Below are 17,559 nucleotides of genomic sequence, written 5' to 3' on the forward strand. Positions count from 1 at the left end.
TCCCGCGGCGGGCGCCGCGCCCGGGGCCGGGGGGGGGCGGGGCGGGGGGGGGGCCCCCCCCCCCGCCGCGGGGGGGGGCGCCCCCCCCGCCCCCCCCCGGGGGGGCGGGCGCCCCCCCCCCCCCGCCCCTCGTGCTGTCCGGGATCAGCCGCGCAGGTGCGCCTCGGAGACCTCCCAGAGCCGCTCGGCGGCCTCCGGGTCGCGGGCGTACGGGGCGTAGCCGGTGCGGGTGCCGGGCTGGTTCGGGCCGGCCTCCTGGCAGTCCTCGAAGTACCGCCCGCCGACGCCGTCGAGCAGCGGCGAGGCGGCGACCAGCACCGAGGTGGCCGCGCCCTGCTCGGGGTTCTTCCAGTTCGGCTCGGCTCCCCCGCCGCTCTCCGCGCGCAGTCGGGCCAGGTCCTCGTCGGTGATGTAGCGCTGGAGGTTCGTCCGGATCGCGCCCGGCATGAGGGCGTTGGTGAAGATGCCGTCGTTCGCCCACCGCTGGGTCGCGCCGACGGCGAAGAGCACGTTCGCCGTCTTGGACTGCCCGTACGCCGCCCACGGCTCGTACGGGCGCTGGTGGAAGTGGATGTCCTCGAACACCACCGGCGAGCGCAGGTGCGCCGAGGAGCTGACCGAGACGATCCGGGCACCCTCGGCCGCGGCCAGGGCGCGGTACAGCCCGGTGGCCAGCGCGAAGTGCCCGAGGTGGTTGGTGGCGAACTGCATCTCCCAGCCCTGCTCGGTGCGCATCTCCGGGGACGCCATGATGCCGGCGTTGTTCACCAGGATGTGCAGCGGGCCGTCCCAGGTCCGCACGAACGTGGCCACCGAGCCGAGGTCGGCGAGGTCGAGCGGGGCGACGAGAATCTGCTCGTTGCCGGTCGTACCGGTGATGTCGGTGGCGGCCGCCTGGCCGGCCTCCGGGTTGCGGACGGCGAGGGTGACGTCGGCGCCGGCGGCGGCGAGCGCCCGGGCCGTCTCCACGCCGATGCCGGAGGCACCGCCGGTGACGATCGCCCGCCGGCCGGTCAGGTCGAGGTCGCGGACCACCTCCAGGGCGGTGGTCTCGCGGGAGAACGGGGTGCTGACGGGTGTGCTGGTGGTCATGATCCATCCTTGTCGGCGTCGGCGCGGACCGGTCGTCCCGCCGGTACGATGAGAAGCGGAGGATCCTCCGTTACGTGACCGAGCCTAACCGGAGGCTCCTCCGTTTGACAACCGACCGCGCCCGCGCACCGCACCACCCGAAGGAGGAGACGTGTCCGACCGACCGCTGCGCGCTGACGCGCTCCGCAACCGGCAGCGGCTGCTGGACGCCGCGGTACGCGCGTTTTCCCAGGCGGGGGCCGAGGTAACCCTCGATCGGATCGCCCGCGACGCCGGGGTCGGCATCGGCACCCTCTACCGCCACTTCCCCACCCGCGAGGCGCTCATCGAGGCGGCGTACCGCAACGAGCTGGCCAAGCTCTGCGACGCGGTCCCGGACCTGCTCGCCGCCGGGCCGCCCGACCAGGCGGTACGTGCCTGGATGGACCGCTTCGTCGACTACCTCTCCACCAAGCGCGGCATGGCCGACGCGCTGCGCCTGGCCATCGCCTCCGGCGCCAACCCGTACGCGCACAGCCGGGACCGGCTGCTCGCCGCGCTCGGCGACCTGCTGGCGGCCGGCGCCGCCGCCGGCACCGTACGCGCCGACGTGGCCGCCGCCGACGTGCTGGCCGGGCTCAACGGGGTGGCCCTGGTGGCCGGCGGGCCCGACCAGCGCCCGCAGGCCGGCCGCCTGCTGGACCTGTTGATGGACGGCCTGCGCCACCGCCCGGGCTGAGTCGATTCCGGCGCGGCCACGGTCCGGCCGTTGAAAGACTCTCCCGGTGAGCGGCTTCGGGAGGCGACGGCGGCTCGGGCCGGCCGTGCCCGTCGCCCCGGGCGCCCGGGTGGACCGGTTCGAGGTCTTCTTCGACCTGGTCTTCGTCTTCTCGTTCTTCATCATCACCCGGGCCACCGCGCTCCAGATCACCGGCGGCGCGCTGCTGCACGCCTTCCTGGTCCTCGCCGTGCTCTGGTGGGCCTGGGTGGTGCACAGCGTGGTCGCCACCCGGGTCCGGCTCGGCGAGGGCTTCGTGCCGGTGCTGATGACCCTCGGCATGGCGGCGCTGTTCACCTTCGCCCTGTCCCTGCCGAACGCCTTCCGGGATCCCCGCGGCAACGCCGCCGGGCCGATCGTCGCCGCGGTCAGCTACACCGTGATCCGCGCGGTGCACCTGCTGCTCTACCGGCACGCCGTACGGGACAGCCCGAACGAGCGGCGGCAACTGATGCGGTTCGCCCCGGAGGTGATCGGCAGCACCCTGTTGCTGGGAGTGGCCGCGCTGGTCCCGCCGCAACTCGACGGCCTCACCTCGGCGGCGGTGGTCCGGGACGGTCTGTGGGCCGGGGTGGTGGTGCTCCAGTACACCACCGGCATCCTCGCCGGCACCTGGGGCTGGGGGGTGGCCTCCGCCGAGCACTGGACCGAGCGGTACGACCTCATCCTGATCATCGCCCTGGGTGAGTCGGTCATCTCGGTCGGCGTCGGCAGCAACCTGCTGGGTCAGCCGCCGACCTGGCCGGCGGTGGCGGCGGCGGTGCTCGGCATCGTCTTCACCGCCGCCCTCTGGTGGGCGCACTACGACATGATCGGGCCGGCCGCCCGGATCGCCCTGCACGCCGCCGAGGACGGTCCGCGGGTCGCCATGGCCCGCGACGCCTACGCCTACCTCTACCTACCGATGATCGCCGGGATCATCCTCTTCGCCCTCGGCGCCGAGGAGATCGTGCACCAGATAGCCGACCCGCACGTCCCCATCGGGCTGCCCACCAAGGGACCCGGCGAGCCGTTGCTCTTCAGCGGGGTGATCCTCTACCTCGGCGGCAACATGCTGTTCCAGCTTCGCACCCTGCGCACGGTGAGCTGGACCCGGGTCGGCACGGTGATCCTGCTCGCGGTGAGCATCCCGGTGGCCGACCGGCTCCCCGCGCTGGGCGCCCTCGCCCTGATCACCGTGATCTGCGTCGGCATGGTGGCCGCCGAGGTGGTGATCTTCGACGAGGGCCGGCGGGCGCTGCGCAAGCTCGTCTTCGAGGAGCGGGTCAGCCACGAGGCGCACGAGGCGGCCTGGCGGGCCCGCTGGCACGAGCCGCACGAGCGGGACGAGGGCGAGTGACCGAGGGGCCGCTCAGCCGCGGAGGTCGGCGGCGGCCTCCTCGTACGCCCGCGCGGCCCGGGTGAAGTAGTCGAACAGCACGTCCCGCTGCTCCGGGGAGTAGCCCTGCAGGATCTCCCCGATCCGCTGCCGGGCGGGGTCCAGCACCTCGTCCAGCCCGGCCGGCTTGCCGACCAGCTCGACGATCACCTTCCGCCGGTCGTCCGACGACGGCACCCGGCGCACGTACCCGGCCGCCGCCAGGCGGTCGATCAACCGGGTGGTCGGCCCGGTGGTCAGGCCGGCACGCGCGCCCAGCTCGCCCGGGGTCATCGGGCCGGCCAGCTCCAGGATGTTGAGCGCGTAGAGGTCCGTGCCGCCGAGGCCGCACTCCCTGGCGCCGGCGTGACCGTGCAGCAGCACGGCGCTGAGGTAGCGCCGGTAGATCACAGCGGCCTCCGGCCGCATCTCCCCCGTTGACACGGAGAGACCCCCTCTCTAGTCTCTTCCTTGAAGAAGATACTTCTCCTAAGAAGACTCTTCTCTGATGCAGCGTTCCCTTTGGAGGTTAGATCATGCGACGGACCGACATCCACCCCGCCACCGAGGCCATCCACGCCCTGCTCGACCGGCTCGCCGACAGCTGGGCTCGGGGCGACGGCGCCGGTTACGGCGCCTGCTTCACCGACGACGCCAGCTACGTCACCTACGTCGGCACTCACTACCGTGGGGCGGCGGAGATCGGCGCGGCGCACCAGGCGCTCTTCGACAGCTTCCTCAAGGGCACCCGGTTGACGGTCGAGGTTGTCGAGCTGCGGTTCCTCACCGACGACGTCGCCGTGCTGGTCAGCCGCGGCGCCACCGGGAAGGGCGGCCGGGCGAAGCCGGACAAGGTCCAGACCTGGACCCTGGTCCGTACGACGGACGACCGGTGGCGCGTCGCCGCCTTCCACAACACCCGGCACCAGCGCCTCATGGAGGGCATCTCGTTCCGCCTGCAGCCCGCGACCCGGCCGGCGGGCGTCCGGCTCACCTAGACTGCCCGGAGCGTCGCGGTGCACCCGGCACGAAGGCCGCCGTGGGCATGGAGGCGCGGAACGGCAGGGGACCATGTGCACCCATCCGACTCACCGAGCGCGCGGCTGACCGCCCTCGGCACCCAACTGATCGAGATCCACGACTGGCTCCGCGATGAGCTGGCCCGCCTCCGCGCCGGCCTGGACTCCCCCGGCGGCGCCGGCCTGACCCGCGAACTGCGGGCACACTGCGTCGGCTTCTGCGCGGCGCTGGACCGGCACCACACCGGCGAGGACGGCGGCGCGTTCCGCGTCCTCGCCGACCAGGTGCCCGAGCTGCGGCCGGTGCTGGCCGAGCTGAGCGCGGACCACAAGACGGTGGCGGCCATCCTCACCCGGGTCGAGACACTGCTCGCCGAGGGCGGCGACGGCCGGTCGGTCCGGGCCGAGCTGGACGGCCTGGCCGGGCTGCTCGAATCGCACTTCACCTACGAGGAACGGAAACTCGTCGCCGCGTTGAGCCGCCTGACCGGCGACACCGTGCAACTGCTCGGCGTCGCGCCGCCCGACGACGAGACCGGGTGAACGGGCGAGGCCCGGCGTGACGGGTCGCGCCCGGCCCCGGCCCGGGTTCGGCCGTCGGCAGAATCGGCCCCGGCGAACTGGCCGGGACGGCGGGGCGGCGACCATGCTGGGCCGATGGCGATCTTCTCCGTACAGGCCCGACCCACCGACGCGGCGAGCTGGGCCGACCTGGCCGGCCGCGTCGAGGCCGCCGGCTTCGACGCCCTGCTGGCCGCGGACCATCCCGGCCACGGCGCGTCCCCGTTCGTGGCCCTCGCGGCCGCGGCCGGGGTGACCTCGACGCTCGGCCTCGGCTCGTACGTCTCCAACGCCGGCGTCCGCGAGCCGGTCCTGCTCGCCACCGACGTGGCCACCCTGGACGTGGTCTCCGGCGGCCGGGCCCGGCTCGGTCTCGGCGCGGGCCACACCCCGGCCGAGTGGCGCGCGGTCGGGCGCGAACGCCCCGACGTGGCCGGCCGGGTGCGTCGCTGCGTCGCCGTCGCCGAGGCCGTGCAGGCCCTCCTGGCCGGCGACGAGGTCACCGTGGACACCCCGGAGCTGGCCGCCCACGCCGCCCGGCTCACCGAGCTGCGGCCGGTCCAGGCCCGGGTCCCGCTCACCATGGGTACGGCCAACTCCACCCTGCTGCGCTGGGCCGGCGGGCAGGCCGACGTGGTGGGGCTGACCGGCTTCGGGCGTACCCTCCCCGACGGGCACACGCACACCGTGCGGTGGCGGGCCGACCAGATCGAGGCGCAGCTCGACCACGTGGCCGCCGGCGCGGCGGGGCGGGACGCGCCGCCCGCCCTGGAGGCCTTGGTCCAGCAGGTCACCGTCACCGACGACGCCGAGGCCGCCGCCGCGTCGATCGCCGCCCACACCGGCCTCACCACCGCCGAACTGCTGGCCACCCCGTTCGTGCTGATCGGCACGGCCGACGAGATCGTCACGGCGGTCGCGCAGCACCGGCGCCGCTGGGGGATCACCCGCTTCGTGGTACGCGCCGACGCCGTCGACCCGCTCGGCCCGCTGCTCCCCCGCCTCGGTGGGTGATCGCCCGCAACTCGCCGCGTGACCGTCTGCGGTGCGTCGGCGTGTCGCGTGAGGAGACGCCTGCCCTCAAGAGCGATATGTCTCTGAGACATATTTATGACTCAGAGACATATCCGTCTCAGGTCTTGTCGCGCCCTTCCGGCAGTTGCTTCGACCAGGATCTCCTCAACCGTGAGTGGTGACGTGTGAGTGATTTCGCTCAACCCGTCCGGGGCCGGCCCCGTATCCGAAGATATGGACATGCGGATCCTCATGGCCGGCGTCTCCGGCTTCCTCGGCACCCGACTGGTCGACCGGCTCACCGCGGACGGGCACCAGGTCACCCGTCTGGTCCGCCGCGCACCCCGGACCGCGGACGAGCGGCAGTGGGACCCGTCCGCCGCGCATCTCGACCCGCAGGTGGTCGCCGACGCCGACGCGGTGGTCAACCTGGCCGGCGCCGGGGTGGGCGACAAGCGCTGGAACGACGCGTACAAGAAGGTGATCCGGTCCAGTCGGGTGGACACCACCACCACGCTGGCGATCACCATGGCCGGCCTGCCCGCCGCCGACCGGCCCGCGGTCATGCTCAACGCCTCCGCCGTCGGCTGGTACGGCAACACCGGCGACCGGGTGGTCGAGGAGGACGCGCCCGCCGGGGACGGTTTCCTGTCCGACGTCTGCCGGGTCTGGGAGGCCGCGACCCGCCCGGCCGAGGACGCCGGCGTACGCGTGGTGCGGCTGCGCACCGGGCTGCCGCTGGACCGTGAGGGCGGCGCGCTCAAGCCGCAGCTGCTCCCGTTCCGGCTAGGGGTCGGCGGGAAGCTGGGCAGCGGCCGGCAGTGGATGCCCTGGATCTCGATGCGCGACTGGCTGGACGCGATGGCGTTCCTGCTGGCCCGCGACGACCTGGCCGGCCCGGTCAACGTGGTCGGTCCGGCCCCGGTCACCAACGCCGAGTTCGCCCGGGAACTGGCCCGCCAGCTGCACCGGCCGGCGCTCGTGCCGGTCCCCGCGCTGGCCCTGCGGATCGCCCTGGGCGGGTTCGCCCACGAGGCGCTGACCAGCGCCCGGGTCCTCCCCGGCGTGCTGACCAAGGCCGGCTTCGACTGGACCCACCGCGACCTGCCGAGCGCGCTGCACGCCGCCCTCGCCGACTGAGCCGGGTGAGGGCGGCGCGGGCGCACCGGCGTCGCGGTCAGCAGCCGATGACCCAGTAGCTGGGGCCGGTCTGCTTGAGGGTGGTCATGTAGAAGGTGTTGTAGAGGCCCATCCTCTGGTTGCTGCCCAGCGCGTAGGCGTAGCCGCCGGACTGGTACGCGCGGCCGGCGCTCACGTGGGCGTAGTTGCTGGCGGTGACGCAGACCGGCGAGGAGGTCGGCGAGGGCGTGGGGGACGCGGTCGGGGTCGGGCTGGGCGAGGTCCCGCCGTCGAGGCCGAAGAAGAGCGCGTCCCGGTACGTCGAACAGATGGTGTCCAGGAAGTACGCGGTGGCCGTGCCGCACTGGTCGGTGGCCGAACCCGGGTCCACCGGGGTGCCGTGCCCCATCCCGGAGACCCGGTAGAGGCGGACCTGGTCGTTGCCGTACACCTCGAGGCTGGTGCCGGCGGGCAGCGACGCGGTGCTGGTCGGGGTCTGCGAGACGCCCAGCACGTTCGTCCACTGGTCCCGCGACTCCACGGCGTTCAGCGGCGCCACGGTGGTGTCCGAGGTGCCGTGCCAGATCACCACCCGGGGGCGCGGGCCGGTGTAGCCGGAGTAGGCGTTGCGCACCAGGTCGCCCCACTGCGCGGGGGTCTTGTCCACACCGGGGTTCATGCAGCTGTACGCGCTGGTGGTGTCCGTCGCGCAGCGGTACGGCAGGCCGGCGATGACCGAGCCGGCGGCGAAGACGTCCGGGTAGGTGGCGAGCATGACGGCGCTCATCGCCGCGCCGGCGGAGAGCCCGCTGACGTAGATCCGGCCCGCGTCGACGCCGTAGTTCGTCTTCGCGTAGTCGACCATCTGCTTGATCGACAGCGCCTCGCCCTGGCCGCGGGTGGTGTCCCCGGTCTGGAACCAGTTGAAGCAGGAGCTGGAGTTGTTGGCCGAGGCTTGCTGCGGCACGATCAGCGCGAACTTCCACAGGTCGGCGTACTTCTGCCAGCCGGAGTTGGTGAAGTAGCCGGAGGCGTTCTGGGTGCAGCCGTGCAGCAGCACCACGGCCGGCGCGTTGGCCGGCAGGCCGTCCGGGCGGTACGCGTACATGGCGAGGTTGCCCGGGTTGGAGCCGAAGCCGGTGACCTGGGTGAGCGTGGCGGCCTGCGCGGGCAGGGCGACGGTGAGCACCGCGGCGGCGGCCAGCACGACGCCGGCCGCCGCCCCGGCGAGCCGGGAGAGAAGGGATGAGGAGCGGCGCACGGCGACCTCCTGACGACGAAATGTGAACTGGGTCACCCCCGAGTTGCCGAGACGTTACGTCCGTGTTTCCCGGCCCGGAATGGCCGCCGTTCACACATTCATGACCGCCGAAGTGTGCGGGCGGGGTCGGAGCAATCAGCGGTCAAGGTTCCGTGTCTGACCGGCGTGTCCAGGTCCGGTTGGTAACGTCCGCTCCGTGCCCTCCTCCCCGTCCGTGGCCACCGGCCCGTCGCCCGCGTCCGCGCCCGCCGCCCGGGACCGGCGCGCCGACCTGGTGGTGCTGCTCGCCGCGGTGGCCCTGGCGTTCTGGGTGACCAGCGGGATGTGGCGGGACCCGAACAGCCGCACGATCACGGTGAACTCCAGCGACCAGGCGCTGTTCGAGTGGCTGCTGGCCTTCGGCGGGCACGCCGTCACCCACGGCGAGAACCCCCTCTTCACCCACCTGATCAACGTCCCGCACGGGGTGAACCTCGCGGTCAACACCTCGATCACCGTGTACGCGGTGGTCTTCGCGCCGTTGACGTACCTGATCGGGCCGCCGGCGACGTTCCTGGTGATCCTCACCCTCAACCTCGCCGCCACCGCGGTGGCCTGGTACTGGCTGCTCAGCCGGTACCTGGTGGGCAGCCGGCTGGCCGCCGGGGTGGGCGGGCTCTTCATCGCCTACTGCCCGGCCATGGTGTCGCACGCCAACGCGCACCTGAACTGGACCGCCGGCTGGCTGGTTCCGCTACTGATCTGGGGCCTGTTCCGGCTGCGCCGCCCCGGCCGCGCGGTACGCGGCGGGATCGTCCTCGGCGTGCTGGTCGCGGCCGCCTTCTTCATCGCCGCCGAGGGGCTCTTCTTCACCGCGCTGGCGCTCGCCTTCTTCCTGCTGATCTGGGCGCTGCATCCGGCCCGGCGGGACGAGGTCCGGGCCGGGCTGCCGCACTTCCTGCGCGGGCTGGGGGTGACCGCGGTGGTCGCCGGGGTGCTGCTGGCGTACCCGCTGTGGCTGCACTTCGCCGGTCCGCAGCGCTTCCACGGCACCGGCTTCGACCCGCTCATCCACTCCGAGGACATCGCCGCGTACGGGTCCTACCCGCGCCGGTCCCTGGCCGGTTGGGCCGGGCTGGGCACCTCGCTGGCCCCCAACCCGACCGAGGAGAACTCCTTCTTCGGCCTTCCGCTGCTGCTGCTCGCGGTCGCCTGCTTCGCCTTCCTCTGGACCCGGGCCGACCGGGCGTTCCGGGCCACGCTGACCGCGCTGGGCGCCACCACGGTCGTCTTCGCGGTGCTCTCCTGGGGGCCGAAGGCCAAGTGGAACGGCCGGCGCACCGACCAGCTCCTGCCGTTCGGGGTGCTGGACAACCTGCCGGTGATCAACGCCGCGCTGCCGTCCCGGCTGGCCCTGGTCGTCGCGCCGGTGCTCGGCCTGCTGCTGGCGTACACGGTCGACCGGCTGCGCACCCGGCCGCCCCGGCACCGCGCCGCCGAGCTGGCCTGGGCGGTCGGCTTCGCCGCCGCGCTGCTGCCGCTGCTGCCCACCCCGCTGCTCACCAGCGTCCGGGAACCCGTCCCGGCGTTCATCACCAGCGGCACCTGGCAGCGGTACGTCTCCCCGGGCGGGGTGCTCACCCCGCTGCCGCTGACCGTCGACGTCTACCCGGACGGGCAGCGCTGGCAGGCGTACGCGCTGGCGCACCGGCAGGGCGAGTTCCGGATCCCGTCCGGCTTCTTCCTCGGGCCGGGCGGACCGGACGGCCGGGGACGGATCGGACCGGTGCCGCGGACCTTCGACTCGCTGATGGACCAGGCCGGGCGGACCGGGCTGGTGCCGATCATCACCGAGGGCAGCATCCAGCAGTCCCTGGCCGACCTGCACTACTGGCGGGTCGAGACGGTGGTGCTGGCCGACCGGGTGCACGGCGCCAAGTACGACGTCGACGAGGAGGCCCTGCTGCGTACCGCGACGGCGCTGCTCGGCCCGCCCCAGCGGGTGGACGACGTCTGGGTCTGGAAGGTGCCCCCGGCCTGAGCGTCAACGCGACGAGGCTCACGCCGCCCGGCCAGGGGCGACGGGTCTAGGCTGGACGCGTGAGCGTGACGACTTCCGGGCTGACCGCCGTCCGTGCCGGTGTGATCGACTATCAGGCCGCCTGGGACGAGCAGCGCCGGCTGCACGAGGCCGTGGTGGCCGGCGAGCAGGGCGACACCGTGCTGCTGCTGGAGCACCCCAGCGTCTACACCGCCGGCAAGCGGACCGAGCCGTGGGACCGCCCGATGGACGGCACCCCCGTCATCGACGTCGACCGCGGCGGCAAGATCACCTGGCACGGGCCGGGGCAGCTGGTCGGCTACCCGATCGTCACGCTGCCCGACCCGGTCGACGTGGTCGCGTACGTGCGGCGGGTGGAGCAGATGCTGATCGACGTCTGCGCCGAGTTCGGGCTGGCCGCGGGCCGGGTAGAGGGGCGCAGCGGCGTCTGGGTGCCGGAGGACGACCGGGGTCCGGCCCGCAAGGTGGCCGCCATCGGCATCCGGGTGGCCCGGGGCGTGACCCTGCACGGCTTCGCGATCAACTGCGACTGCGACCTGAGCTGGTACGACCGGATCGTGCCGTGCGGCATCCGGGACGCGGGCACCACCTCGCTGACCGCCGAGCTGGGCCGCCCGGTCACCGTCGCCGACGTGCTCCCGGTGGTGGAGCGGCACCTGCCGACCATCGTCCGGGTCCAGGGTTGACCGGGTGCGGCTCGATCTCGTCACCCTCGTCGTCGCCGAGTACGACCCGGCGATCGCCTTCTTCACCGAGGTGCTCGGCTTCGAACTGGTCGAGGACAAGCCGTCCCTGACCAACGACGGCCGGCCGAAGCGCTGGGTGGTGGTCCGCCCGCCGGGCGGCGGCACCGGCCTGCTGCTGGCCCGCGCCGACGGGGAGCGGCAGGAGGCGGCGGTGGGCGACCAGACCCACGGCCGGGTCGGCTTCTTCCTCCGGGTCGACGACTTCGACGCCACCTACCGCCGAATGGTCGAGGCGAAGGTCGAGTTCGTGAAGCCGCCCCGCACCGAGCCGTACGGCCGGGTCGCGGTCTTCCGCGACCTCGCCGGCAACCCCTGGGACCTGCTCGGCCCCGCCTGACCCGGAAAGGACCCCGATGACCGACGTGCTGTCGACGTCGACCCAGCAGCAGATCGCCGAGGAGCTCCAGGTGCCGGCGACCTTCGACGCCGCCGCGGAGATCGAGCGGCGGGTGGTCTTCCTCGCCGACCGCCTGGTCGACACCGGACTGGCGACGCTGGTGCTGGGCATCAGCGGCGGCGTGGACTCCACCACGGCCGGGCGGCTCTGCCAGCTCGCCGTGGAACGGGCCCGCGAGGCCGGCCACCCGGCCGTGTTCGTCGCGATGCGCCTGCCGTACGGGGTGCAGGCCGACGAGCACCACGCCCAGGCGGCGCTGGAGTTCATCCGGCCCGACCGGGTGCTCACGGTCGACGTCAAGCCGGCCAGCGACGCCGCCCTGGCGGCGCTGACGGCGTCCGGCCTGACCTTCCGGGACGCCGCCCACCAGGACTTCGTGCACGGCAACGTGAAGGCCCGGCAGCGCATGATCGCCCAGTACGCGGTGGCCGGCGCGATGGACGGGCTGGTGGTCGGCACCGACCACGCGGCCGAGGCGGTCACCGGCTTCTTCACCAAGCACGGCGACGGGGCGGCGGACGTGGTCCCGCTGACCGGGCTGACCAAGCGCCGGGTGCGGGCGCTCGCCGCTGCGCTCGGCGCGCCGGCCGAGCTGGTGGGCAAGGCGCCCACCGCCGACCTGGAGAGCCTCGCCCCCGGCAAGCTGGACGAGGACGCGCTCGGCCTGGCGTACGAGCACATCGACGACTACCTGGAGGGCCGGCCGGTCCCGGCCGAGGTGGCAGCGGTGCTGGAGGCCCGCTACCGGGCCACGGACCACAAGCGCCGCCTGCCGATCGCGCCCGGGGACGTGGTGGACGGGGGCGTGCGGGCGGTCGGGTCACCCGTCTGATTCCCGCCCGCCGGCGGTGATCCACGAGCGCAGCCACGGTTCGCAGAGCACGATCGCGCCGCCGATGCCGGCCCCGATCACCGTCTCCACCCCCCGGTCGAAGAGCAGCTGCCCGGCCGGGCGGGCCACCGCGAGCTGCCCCATCAGCAGGGCCATCGGGGTGATGAACAGCAGCGCCAGGCCGTAGTTCCGCCCCACCAGCAGCTCGGTGACGATCTGCAGCACCGCCACCACGAGCACGGTGGCGTACGGCGACAGGTGCGGTGCGAGCAGCATCGCGCTGGTCAGCAGGCCGAGCAGCGTGCCGAGGATCCGGTGCGCGGCGCGGACCAACTGGGCGGCGAGGCCCTCGGCGCTGAGCGGGGCGACCGCCGCCACCATCGCCCAGTACGGGTGCCCGATCCCCACCGCGGTCGCCGTGCCGCCGGCCAGCAGCACGGCCAGGGCGTACCGGGCCGGCTCCCAGCTCCACACGTGGGCCAGCCGGGCCGGGCGGCTCCGCTGCCCGCGGAGCAGGCTGCCCATGTTCCCGACCAGCAGCGCGAAGAGGCTGCTCAGCGCGGCCACGGTGGCGGCGACCGGCACGTCCGAGAGCACGTGCGGGGCCGAGGCCACCGCCCCGAAGGCGAACACGAGGAACAGCGGCCCCGGCGGGTGCCAGTCCTGCGCGGTGGCGAGCACGGCGCCCAGCGCCGCGACGGCCGCGGCCACCGGCACCGCCACCCACGCCCGGGGCCCCACCGAGCCGACGAGCACGCCGAGGACGGTCGACCCGGTGAGCGCCGCCCCGGCGCTCGCCTGCATCGCCACCCGGGACAGGTGCACGTGGTTGCGGCCGTAGAGCGAGGTGAACGCCCCGAACACCGCGTACACGGACCAGCCGGGGTGGCCCGCCGCGAGGACCGCGAGCAGGGGGACGAGGACGCTGATCCCGGCCCGCAGCGCGACCCGGCGCGCGCCGGCCAACGGGCGGACGTGCAGCAGGCCGCGCAGCGTCGCCCGCACCTGCTCGCCCATCCCGCCCCTTTACTCCCTGGTGACCGCCGGCCCGCCGGCCACCAGGGGTACCCGGATGTCGGGCGTGATCACTCCGCCGGGAGGGGCGGCGTCGCCGGGCGCTGGCTCAGCCGGGTTGGGGCGATCCGGTCGCCCATGCGTCCTCGCGGAGGAAGCTGATGTCCGGGGCCTCAATGATCACGATCGGTACGCCACGGCGGTAGCGGGCGGGAAACTCGGCCCGGGCCCGCTCGAGGTCACCGATGACCCCGACCGTCAGCGCCTGCCCGGTGTCGTCCAACTCGAAATGCGCGGGGTTGATGTTCCGGCGCTGCCAGTACGCCCGGTCGGCCAGGATCTCGTCCGAACGGGCGCGGATCTCGCGCGCGGAGTACGCGGCGTCCCGCACCTCCACGCAGTCGCGGGCGAACTCGCGCCGCACCCACCGGTCGAACGCGTTCGACGGCTTGCGGTACACCATGAGCCGGTCCCGGGGGCTGGCCAGGACCGCGCCGGCGTACACGGCACCGAATTGTCGGTTGGCCACCGGGTTGAGGCGGTCCCAGACGTCCATGAGCTTGTTCTGGTTGCCCGGCAGGCCGTGCTCTTCCGGGGCGGCTGCGGCCGGGTCGGCGGTGGCGCAACCGGCGGTGAGCACGACCCGGCCCGGCGGCGGCCCGGACGGCGAGGCGGTCGGCCGGGGCGTGGCGCTCGGTGACGGCGTGGGCGTGGCGGACGGGACCGGCGACGCGGTCGGGCTCGGTGATCGTGGGGCGGCCGTCGGCGTACCCGATGGCGAGGCCGTGGCGATCAGCGGCAGCGTCAGCGCGGCCACGGCCACGAGGGTGCCGCCCGAGGCGGCCAGCCGCCGGCGGCTCCGGGCGCGACGCCCCCGGACCACGATCCCCACGGTGTCGAACCGGCTCGGCGGTTCGGTGCCCAGCGCGGTGGACAGCAGCGCCCGGACATCCCGCTCCTCCATGTCGTTCACACTCCCTCCGACTCGACCAGGAATTGGTCCCCGAGGCGCCCGCGCAACGTCTGCAGGCCCCGGGCGGTGTGGCTCTTCACCGCGCCGGCGCTGCACCCCAGCGCGGCGGCGGTCTGTTCGATCGACAGGTCCTGCCAGAACCGCAGCACCAGCGCGGCGCGTTGCCGCCCGGGCAGGCCGGCCAGGGCGTCGAGCACCAGCCGCTGCCGGTCCAGCCGGGCGGTCGGGTCGTCCGCCGCCGCCCGGTCCGGCACCAGGTCGACCGGGTGCTCCCGCCGGCGCCAGGGCCGGCGCCACTCGTCGGTGAGGGAGCGGACCAGCACCCGCCAGGCGTACCCGTCGATCTCGTCCCGTCGGCTCAGCCGGGGCCACGCCAGGTAGAGCTTCGTCAGGGTGGTCTGCGCGGCGTCGTCGGCGGCGTGCCAGTCGCCGCAGATCAGGAACGCGGTGCGCCGCAACGCGGGCGCCCGCGCGTCGACCCAGCTGGTGAACTGCCGCTCGTCATCCCCGTGCATCCGCTGCGTGTCCTCTCCCTCGCCGGTTACACGGGCCGGGGGCGCGGGCAGGTTTACCCGCGCCCCCGGATTTTTTCCGCGGCGTCAGGGAGTCAGCCGGTGCAGGTCGCGCGGGAAGGCGGTGACCTCGCGGACGTTGGCCGCGCCGGTCAGCCGGGCGACGAAGCGTTCCAGGCCGATGGCGAAGCCGCCGTGCGGGGGCATGCCGTGCCGGAACGCGTCCACGTAACCGGCGTACGGCTCGACCGGTTCGCCGCGCGCGGCCAGCGCCGCCAGGTAGTCCTCGTACCGGTGCAGCCGCTGCCCGCCGGTGACCAGCTCCATGCCCCGGAACAGCAGGTCGAAGCCGTTCGAGTAGGCCGGCCGGGCCGGGTCGGGGTGGGTGTAGAACGGCCGCTTCGCCATCGGGTACCCGGTGACGAAGAGGAAGTCGGAGCCGTACTCGCGGCGGGCCCACTCGCCCAGCGCCCGCTCGTGCGCCGGGGCCAGGTCCGGCTCGTCCGCCGGCGCCCCCGCGATCTTCAGCGCCTCGGTGAAGTGGACCGCCGGGATCTCCGCCGGCACCTCGGGCGGCTCGACGTCGAGCGTGCCGAGCGCCCCGCCCGCCCGCCCGCGGACCGCGCCCAGCATCCCGGCCAGGACGTCGCGCAACACCCGCATGACGTCCCGGTGGTCGGCGACGAAGCCCAGCTCGACGTCGAGCGAGGTGTACTGGGCCAGGTGCCGGACGGTGTCGTGCGGCTCGGCCCGGAACACCGGCCCCACCTCGTACACCCGCTCGAAGACGCCGACCATGAGCTGCTTGTAGAACTGCGGCGACTGGGCCAGGTACGCGGGCCGGCCGAACCAGTCCAGCGCGAAGACGTTCGCCCCGCTCTCGGTGGACGAGGCGACCACCTTCGGGGTGTGGATCTCCACGAAGTCGCGGGCGTCCAGGGTGGCCCGGAAGCCGGCCACCGCCGCCGCCGAGATCCGCAGCGCGGCCGAGCGGGTCGGATGGCGCAACGCGGTCGGGGCGTGGTCGAGCTGGGTGGGCAGGCTGGCGGTGAGCGCCGGCCGGTACAGGTCGAACGGCGGGGGCACGGCGGGCGGCCCGAGCGGCCGTACCGTGGGCTCGACGACCTCGACCCCGGCGGGGGCGGTCGGGTTCGCGACCACCGTGCCGGTGACCTCGACGACGGTCTCCTCCGGCAGTGACTCGACGGTCGCGCGCACGGCCGGGTCGGTGACCACCACCTGGGCCAGGCCGGCGGCGTCCCGGACGATCAGGAAGGCCACCGACTTGAGCAGCCGGCGGCGGTGCACCCAGCCGGCGACCCGGACGGACCTGCCGACATGGTGGCTGAGCTGGATGGAAAGGATGCGTTGCACGGTGGGTACCTCCTTGATCAATCGCAACGCGATCCCCAGGGAGGTGTGGGCGAGCGGGATCCTCGCGGTGCCACCACACCTTCGCTTCCCGCGTCAGCGGGAAGCCTCGTTCGTCGCCCGTGTCGGGGGCCAGCCGGCGGGGTCTACTGGGCGGCAGGGCCGTTCTTCCCGCAGCTCAGGAGGGTCTTCACGCACCGGCGCCAGACCGCCTTCCAGCAACCGGCGGCTCTCTGCGCTGGCGGGTCGGCGCGCTACTCGGCTCCGTCGCAGCTTTGCCCGGCACGCTAGCACCCCGCACCGGGCGGTGTGACGCCCTTTTTTCGTCACAGGTGTCCGGTGTCACAAGGTCTGCGGCGTGACGGCGGTCGCCCGAGGTCCATCGACGGCCACCGACCGGCGTACGCTCGGCCTTGTGACGATCGAGCACTCCGCGCCGAGGACTGAGCCGGCCGCGCGCACCGCAACCGTCGCCCCCGAGGGGCGGCGCATGTTGCGGATCGAGGCGCGCAACGCCGAGACGCCGATCGAGCGCAAGCCGCCGTGGATCAAGGTCAAGGCCAAGATGGGGCCGGAGTACACCCAGCTGCGCGGGCTGGTCTCGCGCGAGGGGCTGCACACCGTCTGCCAGGAGGCCGGCTGTCCCAACATCTACGAGTGCTGGGAGGATCGGGAGGCGACCTTCCTCATCGGTGGCGACCAGTGCACCCGGCGCTGCGACTTCTGCCAGATCGACACCGGCAAGCCGGCCGAGTTCGACGCCGACGAGCCCCGCCGGGTCGCCGAGTCGGTCGCCGCGATGGGCCTGCGCTACGCCACCATCACCGGTGTCGCCCGCGATGACCTGCCCGACGGCGGCGCCTGGCTCTACGCCGAGACGGTCCGGCAGATCCACGCCCTGCAGTCCGGGTGTGGCGTCGAGCTGCTGATCCCCGACTTCAACGCCGTCCCGGAGCAGCTCGCCGAGGTCTTCGGGTCGCGTCCCGAGGTGCTGGCGCACAACGTGGAGACCGTGCCGCGGATCTTCAAGCGGATCCGGCCGGCGTTCCGCTACGAGCGCTCCCTCGACGTGATCCGCCAGGCCCGCGCCGCCGGCCTGGTCACCAAGAGCAACCTGATCCTCGGCATGGGCGAGGAGCGGGCCGAGGTCTCCCAGGCGCTGCGCGACCTGCACGAGGCCGGCTGCGAGCTGATCACCATCACCCAGTACCTGCGCCCCTCCCCCCGGCACCACCCGGTCACCCGCTGGGTCAAGCCGGAGGAGTTCGTCGAGCTGCGCGAGGAGGCCGAGGAGATCGGCTTCGCCGGCGTGATGAGCGGCCCGCTGGTCCGCTCCTCGTACCGGGCGGGGCGGCTCTACCAGCAGGCCCTGTCCGCCCGCGAGGGGGCCGTCGCCGCCGGCTGAGGCCGGCCACGACGCGTCGCGTGACCCGCCGGCCGAGGCCGAGCGGGGTCGCCGGCCGTGTCACCCCCCGCCGGCCACCGTCCGGATG

Annotated in this window: 18 protein-coding genes; 11 read left to right on the plus strand and 7 right to left on the minus strand. The window is 73.9% G+C overall.

From position 1 onward, the window contains the following. Positions 1-144: 144 nt before the first annotated feature. The gene (locus ACGFI9_RS36565; RefSeq protein WP_393185561.1) at positions 145-1,092 is read right to left on the minus strand and encodes an SDR family NAD(P)-dependent oxidoreductase; all 948 of its coding nucleotides are present in this window, start codon (positions 1,090-1,092) and stop codon (positions 145-147) included. Between the two features lie 151 nt (positions 1,093-1,243). On the opposite strand from ACGFI9_RS36565, the gene ACGFI9_RS36570 reads away from it, so the two are divergent. After that, complete coding sequence (locus ACGFI9_RS36570) at positions 1,244-1,810, plus strand: TetR/AcrR family transcriptional regulator (protein WP_393185563.1); 567 nt, start codon at positions 1,244-1,246, stop codon at positions 1,808-1,810. Between the two features lie 46 nt (positions 1,811-1,856). Further along, on the plus strand, positions 1,857-3,188 hold the full coding sequence (locus ACGFI9_RS36575; protein WP_393185565.1) for a low temperature requirement protein A: 1,332 nt from the start codon (positions 1,857-1,859) through the stop codon (positions 3,186-3,188). A gap of 12 nt (positions 3,189-3,200) precedes the next feature. Here ACGFI9_RS36575 and ACGFI9_RS36580 read toward each other — a convergent pair whose 3' ends face one another. Continuing rightward, on the minus strand, positions 3,201-3,650 hold the full coding sequence (locus ACGFI9_RS36580; protein ID WP_393185567.1) for a MarR family winged helix-turn-helix transcriptional regulator: 450 nt from the start codon (positions 3,648-3,650) through the stop codon (positions 3,201-3,203). 92 nt (positions 3,651-3,742) lie between these two features. On the opposite strand from ACGFI9_RS36580, the gene ACGFI9_RS36585 reads away from it, so the two are divergent. The 4 genes from ACGFI9_RS36585 to ACGFI9_RS36600 all read left to right on the plus strand — a co-directional run bounded on the left by ACGFI9_RS36585 (position 3,743) and on the right by ACGFI9_RS36600 (position 6,940). Next, entirely contained in the window at positions 3,743-4,204 is a 462-nt protein-coding gene (locus ACGFI9_RS36585; RefSeq protein ID WP_393185569.1) for an SgcJ/EcaC family oxidoreductase, read from the plus strand. Positions 4,205-4,279: 75 nt separating this feature from the next. Further along, entirely contained in the window at positions 4,280-4,768 is a 489-nt protein-coding gene (locus ACGFI9_RS36590; RefSeq protein WP_393185571.1) for a hemerythrin domain-containing protein, read from the plus strand. Positions 4,769-4,882: 114 nt separating this feature from the next. Continuing rightward, on the plus strand, positions 4,883-5,800 hold the full coding sequence (locus ACGFI9_RS36595) for an LLM class flavin-dependent oxidoreductase (RefSeq protein ID WP_393185573.1): 918 nt from the start codon (positions 4,883-4,885) through the stop codon (positions 5,798-5,800). Positions 5,801-6,040: 240 nt separating this feature from the next. Further along, positions 6,041-6,940, plus strand: a complete 900-nt coding sequence (locus ACGFI9_RS36600) for a TIGR01777 family oxidoreductase (RefSeq protein WP_393185575.1) — start codon at positions 6,041-6,043, stop codon at positions 6,938-6,940. A 37-nt stretch (positions 6,941-6,977) separates the two neighbouring features. Here ACGFI9_RS36600 and ACGFI9_RS36605 read toward each other — a convergent pair whose 3' ends face one another. Further along, positions 6,978-8,180, minus strand: coding sequence for an alpha/beta hydrolase family esterase (locus ACGFI9_RS36605; protein WP_393185577.1), 1,203 nt, complete (start codon positions 8,178-8,180; stop codon positions 6,978-6,980). Positions 8,181-8,376: 196 nt separating this feature from the next. Between ACGFI9_RS36605 and ACGFI9_RS36610 the strand changes: the two genes are divergently transcribed. Genes ACGFI9_RS36610 through nadE form a run of 4 tightly spaced genes read left to right on the plus strand, consistent with a single transcriptional unit; the run spans position 8,377 to position 12,196 of the window. Further along, on the plus strand, positions 8,377-10,200 hold the full coding sequence (locus ACGFI9_RS36610) for a DUF2079 domain-containing protein (protein WP_393185579.1): 1,824 nt from the start codon (positions 8,377-8,379) through the stop codon (positions 10,198-10,200). 59 nt (positions 10,201-10,259) lie between these two features. Next, positions 10,260-10,907 (plus strand): lipoyl(octanoyl) transferase LipB, encoded by a 648-nt coding sequence (gene lipB, locus ACGFI9_RS36615; RefSeq protein WP_393185581.1) that lies wholly within the window; start codon positions 10,260-10,262, stop codon positions 10,905-10,907. Between the two features lie 4 nt (positions 10,908-10,911). Next, on the plus strand, positions 10,912-11,304 hold the full coding sequence (locus ACGFI9_RS36620) for a VOC family protein (protein WP_393185582.1): 393 nt from the start codon (positions 10,912-10,914) through the stop codon (positions 11,302-11,304). A 16-nt stretch (positions 11,305-11,320) separates the two neighbouring features. Continuing rightward, positions 11,321-12,196 (plus strand): ammonia-dependent NAD(+) synthetase, encoded by an 876-nt coding sequence (nadE, locus tag ACGFI9_RS36625; protein ID WP_393185583.1) that lies wholly within the window; start codon positions 11,321-11,323, stop codon positions 12,194-12,196. On the opposite strand, the gene ACGFI9_RS36630 is transcribed toward nadE, so the two are convergent. From ACGFI9_RS36630 to aspS, 4 genes are all read right to left on the minus strand, one after another. Then, positions 12,185-13,213, minus strand: coding sequence for an FUSC family protein (locus tag ACGFI9_RS36630; protein WP_393185585.1), 1,029 nt, complete (start codon positions 13,211-13,213; stop codon positions 12,185-12,187). The genes nadE and ACGFI9_RS36630 overlap by 12 nt on opposite strands. Before the next feature lie 106 nt (positions 13,214-13,319). After that, complete coding sequence (locus tag ACGFI9_RS36635; protein ID WP_393185587.1) at positions 13,320-14,174, minus strand: hypothetical protein; 855 nt, start codon at positions 14,172-14,174, stop codon at positions 13,320-13,322. 5 nt (positions 14,175-14,179) lie between these two features. Further along, positions 14,180-14,698, minus strand: a complete 519-nt coding sequence (locus ACGFI9_RS36640) for a SigE family RNA polymerase sigma factor (RefSeq protein WP_393185588.1) — start codon at positions 14,696-14,698, stop codon at positions 14,180-14,182. 84 nt (positions 14,699-14,782) lie between these two features. After that, positions 14,783-16,069: an aspartate--tRNA(Asn) ligase gene (gene aspS, locus ACGFI9_RS36645; protein WP_393185590.1), complete on the minus strand. Its 1,287-nt coding sequence runs from the start codon at positions 16,067-16,069 to the stop codon at positions 14,783-14,785. 355 nt (positions 16,070-16,424) lie between these two features. Between aspS and lipA the strand changes: the two genes are divergently transcribed. After that, positions 16,425-17,471, plus strand: coding sequence for a lipoyl synthase (lipA, locus tag ACGFI9_RS36650; RefSeq protein WP_393185592.1), 1,047 nt, complete (start codon positions 16,425-16,427; stop codon positions 17,469-17,471). Positions 17,472-17,559 lie beyond the last annotated feature (88 nt).

The sequence above is a fragment of the Micromonospora sp. NPDC048930 genome (assembly GCF_043197935.1).
GTDB lineage: Bacteria > Actinomycetota > Actinomycetes > Mycobacteriales > Micromonosporaceae > Micromonospora.

What these genes read in the sequence shown, in the direction of transcription:
- ACGFI9_RS36595 (WP_393185573.1), top strand. Translation starts at nt 4,883, where the DNA reads ATGGCGATCTTCTCCGTACAGGCCCGACCCACCGACGCGGCGAGCTGG.
- ACGFI9_RS36635 (WP_393185587.1), bottom strand. Translation starts at nt 14,174, where the DNA reads ATGGAGGAGCGGGATGTCCGGGCGCTGCTGTCCACCGCGCTGGGCACC.
- ACGFI9_RS36565 (WP_393185561.1), bottom strand. Translation starts at nt 1,092, where the DNA reads ATGACCACCAGCACACCCGTCAGCACCCCGTTCTCCCGCGAGACCACC.
- ACGFI9_RS36640 (WP_393185588.1), bottom strand. Translation starts at nt 14,698, where the DNA reads ATGCACGGGGATGACGAGCGGCAGTTCACCAGCTGGGTCGACGCGCGG.
- nadE (WP_393185583.1), top strand. Translation starts at nt 11,321, where the DNA reads ATGACCGACGTGCTGTCGACGTCGACCCAGCAGCAGATCGCCGAGGAG.
- ACGFI9_RS36600 (WP_393185575.1), top strand. Translation starts at nt 6,041, where the DNA reads ATGCGGATCCTCATGGCCGGCGTCTCCGGCTTCCTCGGCACCCGACTG.
- ACGFI9_RS36630 (WP_393185585.1), bottom strand. Translation starts at nt 13,213, where the DNA reads ATGGGCGAGCAGGTGCGGGCGACGCTGCGCGGCCTGCTGCACGTCCGC.
- ACGFI9_RS36585 (WP_393185569.1), top strand. Translation starts at nt 3,743, where the DNA reads ATGCGACGGACCGACATCCACCCCGCCACCGAGGCCATCCACGCCCTG.